Origin of the sequence: Paraburkholderia madseniana (assembly GCF_009690905.1) — a bacterium.
In the GTDB taxonomy this organism is placed as follows: Bacteria; Pseudomonadota; Gammaproteobacteria; order Burkholderiales; family Burkholderiaceae; genus Paraburkholderia; species Paraburkholderia madseniana.
In genome coordinates, this window is record NZ_VOSW01000053.1 from 59,934 (window position 1) to 69,091 (window position 9,158).

A 9,158-nucleotide genomic window follows, 5' to 3' on the forward strand; every position below is an offset into this window, starting at 1 on the left:
GAGGATGGCCCGTGGGCGTCAACTTCGACCTGAACGATTTGCAGGCGTTTCGAGCCGTCGCGGAGTTGGGTAGCTTCCGCAAAGCAGCGGAGGCGGTCAATATTTCGCAGCCAGCGCTGAGCCGGCGCATCGAGAAGCTCGAAGCGGCGCTCGGCGTGCGGCTCTTCGAGCGGACCACCCGCAGCGTGACGCTCACCACCATAGGTCGCGTGTTCGCCCCAAGCGCGGAACAACTTCTCGACGATCTCGATGTCGCGTTGCTCGGCATCCGCGACGTCTCCAGCAGCCGCCTCGGTCATGTGACCATCGCATGTGTGCCGTCGGTCGCCTACTATTTCCTGCCGAGCGTCGTTGCCGCCTATCACAGCCGCTATCCGCGGATCCGGGTCAAGCTGCTGGACTCGAGCGCCAACGAAGTGCTCGGCTCGGTCATCAGCGGTGAAGCCGATTTCGGCGTCAGCTTCATGGGCAGCCAGGAAACCGAGGTCGAGTTCAAGGTCCTGCTGCAGGAACGGTTCGTCGCCGCGTGTCGTCGCGATCATCCCCTTGCTCGGAAAAAGCAGGTGACCTGGAGCGAGCTTTATGAACACGAATACGTTTCCGTCGACAAGACTTCCGGCAACCGCCTGCTGCTCGATCAGGCGTTGACCAACGTGGCGCCGACAGCGCCGAGCGTCTGCGAGACTCGCCATGTCACCACCATGCTCGGCTTGATCGAAGCGGGACTCGGTGTGGCAGCGGTGCCTTCAATGGCAATGCCCATGCGCGACCATCCGATTTTGACCAGCGTGCCGCTCGTCGATCCGGTCGTGACGAGGCGAGTCGGTATTGTCAGACGCCGGGGACGCCCCCTCGCGCCGGCCGCGCAGCAGTTCTACCAGACAATCCTCGACACGAAGCGAAGCGGCATGGTCGGTGCGGCGAAGAAGACCCCGAAATGACACTACCTAGGCCCTTTAGGCTGCTTTACGTCCAGGTCCTGCTTGGAATGGGGCTCGGCATGACTGTCGGCCACTTCTGGCCACAGGTCGGCGCGTCGCTGAAACCGCTCAGCGATGCGTTCGTCGCGCTGGTACGCATGATGATCGCGCCAATCGTCTTCTGCACGATCGTCACCGGCATCACGTCGCTTGTGAGCGGCTCGAAGATCGGCCGGACCATCCTGAAGGCGCTGGCGTTGTTCTACTTTCTCACCATCGTTGCACTCGTCCTGGGGCTCGCGACCGCGTTCGCGCTGCATCCGGGCGCGGGACTGCATATCGACGCACATCATCTGGACACTGCCATCCTCGCGCAGTATTCGACTCGCACGCAGACACACGGACTCGTCGAATTCGCGCTGCATGTGATTCCGGAGACGCTCGTCGGCGCCTTCGAGAAAGGCGAGGTTCTGCCGGTCCTGCTGCTTGCCCTTCTGTTCGGCTTCGCAATGAACGCCAGCGGAAGCGCCGGACGGCGAGTGCAGGAATTCATCGATAGCTTCGCACACGTGCTGTTCCGCATCCTCGCGCTGATCATGCGGCTTGCCCCCGTCGGGGCATTCGGCGCGATGGCGTTCACGGTGGGCCGTTTCGGCATCCGTTCGATTGGCTCGCTCGGCATGCTGATGTTGTCGTTCTATGCGGCGTGCCTGCTGTTCGTCGTCTGCGTGCTCGGTCCGCTCGCACGCCTGCATCGCTTCTCCCTCTGGCGTTTACTGCGCTACATTCGCGAGGAACTCGTCATCGTGCTCGCGACGTCGTCGACCGAACCGGTGCTGCCGCGCCTCATCGTCAAGCTCGAAGCGCTTGGCTGCGACAAGGGCATCGTGGGTCTCGTGCTGCCCGCCGGCTATTCCTTCAACCTCGACGGCACGGCGATCTACCTGACGCTCGCCTCGATGTTCATCGCGCAAGCGTGCGATGTACATCTCTCGGGCGGCCAGATCGCGACGATGCTCGTGGTCATGCTGGTCACATCTAAGGGCGCGGCGGGCGTGTCGGGCAGCGGACTGGTTGCGCTCGTCGCGACGCTCGCCGTCATTCCCGATCTGCCGGTTGCAGGCGTCGCGCTACTGGTCGGCATCGATCGCTTCATGTCCGAGGCGCGTGCCCTGACGAGCGTGATCAGCAACGCCTGCGCGGTGATCTTCGTATCGATGTGGGAGCGCGCCTGCGACCGGGCGCGTCTGAAAGAAGCATTGAGCCTGGCGCATGAGCCCGAAGAAGCTTTCGATCAGCCCGCCGACCTGCCGGGCTGAATCGATTCCGTCGTCTCAATGCGTGGCGACGGAATCGAGCCCGGTCGATGTCACCTCCGGCTGCACGGCGGGCGACGCGAGATAGTCGAGCAGCGCTTTCGCCTCCTTCGGATGCTGCGCGCCGACCGGGACGCCGGCCGCAAAGCGCGTGACGGACTGCATCGACTCCGGAATCTTGCCGACGTACGCCGCGCCTTTCACCGGCAGCAACTCGCTCACCTGCTGAAATCCCACTTCGTAGTCGCCGGTTGCAACCACCGACGCCACCGGGATCTTCGGGATCATCTTCGCCTTGGTCTTCACCTGTTCCTCGATGCCGAGCCGCTTGAACAATTCGCGCTCGATATAGACGCCGCTCGCGCTATCCGAGTAAGCTATCGACCGGGCATGCAGCAAGGTTTCCTTGAGCGCCGCCTCAGACCCGATGTCGGGCTTCGGCGCGCCATCGCGCACCACCATGCCGATGCGCGAATCCGCGAGCTCGACGCGCGAATCGGGGATCACCTTGCCCTGCTTGATGAGGTCGTCGAGTGCATAGCCGACCATGATCACCACGTCGGCAGGCTCGCCGCGCTGAAGCCGGTTGGGAATGGCCTCCGGCGACTTGCCCATCGACGGTCCGAGCGCGGTATCGAGCGTGTTGCCCGTGGACGCCGCGAACTTCGGGCCGAGCAGCTTGTAGGCGGCGGTGAAGCCGCCAGAGCTCATCACGTGCAGATCGGCGGCCTGCACATTCGCCGCAGTGGCGGCGCTGCCGAGGAGCGAGGCGGTGCAGAGTTTCAGAAGGATGGATTTCATGGTTGAAAGAACGCCAGGCTGAAGTTCGAGGAGCGAAGCGATGCTTCAGGAAGCCGCATGCAGCGGAACGCGACGGCGCCGATACAGTGCGAGTGTGGCACCGAGCCCGCACACCGCGGCGAAGCTCATCCAGTAGCCCGGCGCGGCTTTATCGCCCGTCATGTGAATGAGAGCGGTCGAGATAACGGGTGTGAAACCGCCAAAGACCGCCGTCGCAAGGCTGTAGGCCAGCGAGAATCCAGCGACACGCACTTCGACCGGCATCACTTCGGTGAGTGCGACGACCATCGCGCCGTTGTACATCCCGTACATGAACGAGAGCCAGAGCAGCACAAGCAGCATGTTGACGAAGCTCGGAGCGTGAGCCAGCAGCGATAGCGCGGGGTAAGCGGTCGCAATCGCCAGGATCGTCATTCCGAGAAGGAGCGGACGGCGTCCGATCCGGTCCGATAACGCGCCACCAATCGGCAGCCAGATGAAGTTGGAGATCCCCACGCACAGCGTGACGAGCAGGCTATCGGCAGTGCTCAGATGCAGGACCGTCTTGCCAAAGGTCGGCGCATACACCGTGATCAGATAGAAGCTCGTGGTGGTCATTGCGACCAGGAGCACGCCCGCGCTCACGACATTCCAGTTCTGCACGAGCGTCGTAAAGACTTCTTGCATGCTCGGGCGATGCTGGCGCTGTTTGAATTCCTGCGTTTCCTCGAGATTGCGCCGCAGGATGAAGATGAAAGGCACGATCATGCAGCCGACGAAGAACGGCACGCGCCATCCCCACGCAGCGATCGCCGCCGTGTCGAGCCACTGATTGAGCGCGAAGCCGAGCGCGGCAGCGATGACGATCGCCACTTGCTGGCTCGCCGACTGCCAACTCGTGAAGAAGCCCTTGCGGCCCGGCGTCGCCATCTCGGCGAGATAAACCGATACGCCGCCCAGTTCCGCACCCGCGGAGAAGCCCTGCAGCAGACGGCCAATGAGAACCAGGCCCGGGGCGAAGAGTCCGATCGTCGCATAGCCGGGCACGAACGCGATCAGGATGGTGCCGCTCGCCATGATCGACAGCGTGACGATCAGGCCCTTGCGGCGGCCGACATCGTCGATGTACGCGCCGAGGATGATCGCACCGAGCGGCCGCATCAGGAAGCCCGCGCCGAACACTGCGAACGTCATCATCAGTGAAGCGAACTCGCTCCCCGCCGGGAAAAAGACCGCGGCAATCTGCGTCGCATAGAAGCCGAACAGGAAGAAGTCGAACTGCTCCAGGAAGTTGCCTGCCGTCACGCGTAGCACGGCGGATGCCTTCGATTGCCCGGGGGCCAGCGGGGGTGAGGAGGGATGCATCGAGTTGTCTCCAGAAATTTTGAACTTGCGGTGTTCGGGCGATTTGTTGTTTGTCGAATATTCGCCCGAACCACACGAAACGATAAGTGCTATTTTCGAAACGATTGATGTCCGTTGGTTATCAGTGTCGGGGAAGCGCTCAAGCTACAAAGCGGCACTGGGACGCGGGCGTTCGGGTGTCCATGTTGCGCCCCCGGTTCAGGTGATCGTCGATTTCCGCCGCGCATCCGAGCATGCGGGGATAAAGGAAGATCGTGAACGCGGCGATTTCCAGATCAGTCTCGGTCAATTCACCACGTTGCAGCGGCTGCCACAGCATCTTCAGCAGCAGCGCTGCGATCACGGCATCGACGTTTACGCAGTACACGTTGCGGGAGACGCCGGCATCAAACAACGCCTGCACCAGTTCGCGATAGAAAGCATGGAACACGTTATATTCGCCACGCTTCTCGCACAGTTCCGCGATGAACACTTCGCGCGGGTCGTAGTTGACCGGCCTGTCCTTGAAGACCGGATGGTTCACGCCCGGCAGCTTCGCGATATCGAGGCTGCCGGCATGCTTCTGTCGGGCCTTGTACTGCGCATAGCGCTCGACCGAGCGCTCGGCCAGCGAGCGCAGGTCCACGCCGTGCGCGGGGTCGGACGGATCGGCAAGCCCGCTGTCCCTGAACGCTTCGATCAGGAACGCGATGCCTTCATAGCCATTGCCGCCATGCGTATAACCTGTATGGGTGAGAAAGCCGACCAGCGCCTTGTTGAGTTGCACGCGCTCGGGGCTTTCCGGGCCGTCAGCGGATACCGCGCCCTTTGCTCCCTGCGCCGAGATGGCTCCCGGACCGTTGGTGAGCAGCAGACCGACGAGCGTCTTGAAGGCGAACAGATCGTTGGGCTCCGGCGCGAGGTTGAGCAACGCGGCAAAACAGATTTCGGTCAGGCTGCGTTCGTTCAGCAGCGCTTGCGTGGTAAAGCCGCAAAAGCTGTCGGGACAGTGTCGCGAGGCGTCCGCCGATGCACCGATCAGCGTCCCGAACAACATGGTCCACCAGGGCAGGCTCTCGGCCGTGACGCGCGAGATGCGCTTGCGCATCAGCGGTCCCCACGCGAGCGTCATGGAGATCGCGGCCAGGACAGCGTCTGCCGTCGGGCAAGCGGGCTGAGACGTGAGCCAGCGCACGAGGACCGATCTGACTCCACGCTCGGCGAGTCCCGCAAGCATCGCTTCGGCGCGCAGATCGCGCGTGTCGGCAAAGAGCGGCTCGCAGCCGCTAGCGTCGATCCGGGCGATGTCAAAGTTCTCGTCGAGCGCACTCGTAAGGCCGGCTGCCGAGAAGCGTTCGATCATCCATTTCGCGGCATCCCGCGCCGCGCGCTGACGATTCGGCCCGATGATCGAGGTCGCGGCGGCCAAGATGGCGTTGGGCGCATTGCCGGCCTCGCGTGCGGCTTGCGCTGCCGCGAGTTCCGGCGTTCCGTGCAGATTGACGGACGCAGCGATCGCGACATCGATGAGCTTCTCGTCGTTTTCTCCGCCGAACTCGTGAAGCAGGGCAAGGCTGACGTTCGCTTCGAGCGAATGCGTCGCCGCGTCGAGCATCGAGGCGCCATACAGGCTGCTCACTTGCGTTTTCGCATCCATCTGCGATGCTCCCGACGCATCCTTCAACGCCTGACGTGGCGCAATCGCACCGACTTGTCGATTGACCTGCAAGACTTGCTCTTCGTAGGGCGCGACTGCTCCCACTACGGGGATCGCAAGGTCGGACGGAAGCTGAATTCCCTGGTCGGAGCCGAACCACGGCTTGAGCGCAAGGCTGCCTTCGGGCTCGAAATCAGGCATCGTCGCGTTGGCGCGCATGACGGCGGTCAGCGCCGCCGGGATATGCGCGATGTTCGTGACGACCGCGCCCTTGGCGGAGCAGCACGGGTCGTCGGGCGTGAAGAGGCGGTCTACGCCGAACATTTCCATGAACCACCGCTCCTTGGCTTGCGCGTCGTCGGAGCCGCCGGCCATCGCGCCCGCGTGGCCGACCGCACGCGTGAGGCGGCTCTTCCACCGGCCCACCACACAGGCGACCACCGGTTTCGTGAAGGCCGCATCGGCCTCGTAGTAGCCACCCGGTTCGCAATAGAGCACCGCGGCCTTGCTTCGAGCATCGTTGGCGAGTGCGAACGCAAATTCCGGCGCGGCATAGTGGATGTAGACGTCCTTGCCGCTCGAGATGACGGTCGATGTGCCCCAGCCGCTCATGCGCAGGTACTGCGCGATCGTCGTACTGAAGCCGCCGGAGTTCGAGAAGATGGCGATCGATCCCTTGCGCAATGAATCGTCCGGACTATCGCCGCCGAGTGCTCCGCCGATTCTTACGCGATTCCACGAGTCAGCGACGCCGAGCCCGTTCGCACCGAAGATGTCGATGCCCGCTTGCTGACCCATCGCGCGAATTTCGCGGGCGTCGTGTACGGCGATCTTTTCGGTGATGATGAAAATCTTCTTCAGATCGGGATTGACGCGGATCAGTTCGGCGACGCCGTCGCGGGCCGCCGATGGCGGTAGATAGACCACGCCGCAGTTGAACCGATGCCCCGCTTCCAGACCCTCGCGGACGTTGTTGTAGACTGGGATATCTCCGATCGATGTGGGGAGCACTTGCCCGCCTTTCCCCGGCGCCGTGCCGAAAGCAATATTCCCGCCTGAGAACGCGTGACTGACGGGCGTCACGTCCGAGGACTCACCGCCCAGGATATTGAGCACGCACACGCGATCGTCATGCGTGGCGATCTGCGCGAGCGAGTTGACGCCGACGAAATACTTGAACTGGCTGCTGTTTTGCTTGTACACGTTGCTCTCCTCAGGCTTGAGCCGTTTCGGTTTCCGTCGCGGGTGCGCCGATCCGTGCTGCGATCTCGGCCCGGCCACTGGCGCGCATCCAGGCGTCCGCCTGACGCGCGTACTGGATGACCTCGCTGATGTCAGAGTCGAATCCGAAGAGCCGATAGGGCAGACCGAGCGAGTCGCATGTGTCTCTCAGCGTGGCCATCCCACGCACGAGGTTCGGGCCTCCCCGGCCCAGCACCACGTAAAGCGGCGTCGGCCCATACTCGCTGAAGTGTTCGCGAAGAGCGTCGGCCATCGCTCGCAGCGTCTCGAAGATGTCGGTGTTGTTCGACTTGCCGCCGATGATGAAGAGTACATTCGACTGCTTGAGCCAGTGTTTGAAGCAGATACGGGCCACTTCCTTCATCTTCGCGTACGGGGGATTGCCGCCGAAATCCGACGAGATGATCGCGGCGTCGCCGAGCATTTCGGTCACGAGCGAGTTGGCGCCGCCGCCGAACGTCGGCGCGAGAATCGTGCCTTCCTCGTTGATCACATACACGTCGCTCTGGCCTTGGTGCGTGCGCAACTGATTGATCTCCTGCTCGAAGTCGGAGTAGTCCGCTGCGAACAGGTGTTGCGGCAGCCCGAGGCGCGTCCATCGCGGATCGTCGCGATCGAAACCGCACTTAAAGTCGCAGGCGACAGGTGTGAGGCGCCCCTTATTGTCCTCGCGCATGCGGATCGGATTCAACTCCAGTGTCGTCATGCCGAAATCGTGGAAGAGCTCCCAGAGTTTCGGCAACTGCTGCACGAGCGGCGAGATGATCTCCTTCGGCGCACCAATCTCGCTCAGTGCGTTCGCCACGACAAACGCCTTTAAACCCGTCAACGCGTCGAAGGGCACCATCGCCACATGCTTCGGGTCGACCTCTTCGATATCCATGCCTCCCTTATGCGAGAGCGTCATGGTCGGCGCACGAAAACGCGTGGAGTCGGTGATCGAGAAATAGACCTCATGCTGGGCCGGAACGCCGGCTTCGAACGTCACGCCATTCGACTTTGCTTTCAGGTGGCCGACGGAATGCTCGGCGAAGTACAACCGCTCTTTTTCGATCAACGCCGTCTTGAGATCGGTCGCGCGGCCGAGTAAACCCGCCTTCCCCTTCTTTCCCACTCCGCCTTTGAAAACGGGTTTGATGAATATCTGGCGATGACGATCGATCAAAGTCTTGATCTCCTCCTCGCTGGCGCTCGGGCCGAGGATCTCACTCGCCGGGAATCCGACGAATTGCAAGAGGCGCGCGCCGTGCAACATACCGGTGATTTGCATGAAGTTGTCTCCTGAAGGGCATAGCGATATAAAAAGAAACGGGTGTTCGGATTGGTCGTTAGGCGAAAGCGCCAGGCGTGACAAGCGGCCGTGACGCCGATGGCGTTCGGAATGCGTGGCTGATGTGTGTTGAGTTGTCCGGTGCTCGAACCGGCTGGGGCTCGAGACTACCCGCCCAAGGGGCGATCGTTAGGCGCTCCATGTGCGCCTTGCGTTGTACATAGCCTTGTCTCCGGTGCGTTTTACTTTCGTTCCAATCTCGCTGGAATCTTGAGTACAGATACTCATGCAAATGGAGTTACGCGATAAGTGCATTTTTTCGAAGCATTGATGTTTAGATGTTATCAATGCAGCTGGATGAAATGTGGCATCACCGCCACGTTCCTCTGCGCTGCCTGTCGGGGCAGACGGGTCAGCGGTCCAATCTGTGATGTGACTTCAGTTGATGGTCCGTCATGGGCGAATGAAGGGACATTCGACATATGCAAGAGACCGTCCGTTCAGGGTGTGCGCCGTGAAAAGGCGGCGCTTTCCAGCGGGTGCAAGCCCCGCCCGGCAACCGCTCCAGCCGGAAGCAACCGGAGCAGTCATGGAGGTAACGAAGTGGCTGAAGCCTCTGGTAATGCGTG

6 protein-coding genes are annotated in these 9,158 nt (G+C 62.1%); 2 read left to right on the plus strand and 4 right to left on the minus strand.

The genetic code is table 11. The features are described from left to right. Positions 1 to 11 precede the first annotated feature (11 nt). Entirely contained in the window at positions 12 to 941 is a 930-nt protein-coding gene (locus FSO04_RS26160) for a LysR family transcriptional regulator (RefSeq protein WP_168435849.1), read from the plus strand. Further along, positions 938 to 2,239: a C4-dicarboxylate transporter DctA gene (dctA, locus tag FSO04_RS26165; protein WP_154563959.1), complete on the plus strand. Its 1,302-nt coding sequence runs from the start codon at positions 938 to 940 to the stop codon at positions 2,237 to 2,239. Before FSO04_RS26160 ends, dctA begins: the two co-directional genes overlap by 4 nt. 15 nt (positions 2,240 to 2,254) lie before the next feature. On the opposite strand, the gene FSO04_RS26170 is transcribed toward dctA, so the two are convergent. From FSO04_RS26170 to FSO04_RS26185, 4 genes are all read right to left on the minus strand, one after another. Beyond that, positions 2,255 to 3,037, minus strand: coding sequence for a substrate-binding domain-containing protein (locus FSO04_RS26170; protein WP_154563961.1), 783 nt, complete (start codon positions 3,035 to 3,037; stop codon positions 2,255 to 2,257). Positions 3,038 to 3,082: 45 nt separating this feature from the next. After that, positions 3,083 to 4,381 (minus strand): MFS transporter, encoded by a 1,299-nt coding sequence (gene tcuC, locus FSO04_RS26175; protein WP_154563963.1) that lies wholly within the window; start codon positions 4,379 to 4,381, stop codon positions 3,083 to 3,085. A gap of 139 nt (positions 4,382 to 4,520) precedes the next feature. After that, positions 4,521 to 7,220 carry a CoA-binding protein gene (locus tag FSO04_RS26180; protein ID WP_168435850.1) on the minus strand — a complete coding sequence of 900 codons (2,700 nt, stop codon included), beginning with the start codon at positions 7,218 to 7,220 and terminating at the stop codon, positions 4,521 to 4,523. 10 nt (positions 7,221 to 7,230) lie between these two features. After that, a complete protein-coding gene (locus FSO04_RS26185) occupies positions 7,231 to 8,529 on the minus strand; it encodes an ATP citrate lyase citrate-binding domain-containing protein (protein WP_154563965.1) in 1,299 nt (432 codons plus the stop codon). Positions 8,530 to 9,158 lie beyond the last annotated feature (629 nt).

What these genes read in the sequence shown, in the direction of transcription:
- FSO04_RS26185 (WP_154563965.1), bottom strand. Translation starts at nt 8,529, where the DNA reads ATGCAAATCACCGGTATGTTGCACGGCGCGCGCCTCTTGCAATTCGTC.
- FSO04_RS26170 (WP_154563961.1), bottom strand. Translation starts at nt 3,037, where the DNA reads ATGAAATCCATCCTTCTGAAACTCTGCACCGCCTCGCTCCTCGGCAGC.
- dctA (WP_154563959.1), top strand. Translation starts at nt 938, where the DNA reads ATGACACTACCTAGGCCCTTTAGGCTGCTTTACGTCCAGGTCCTGCTT.
- tcuC (WP_154563963.1), bottom strand. Translation starts at nt 4,381, where the DNA reads ATGCATCCCTCCTCACCCCCGCTGGCCCCCGGGCAATCGAAGGCATCC.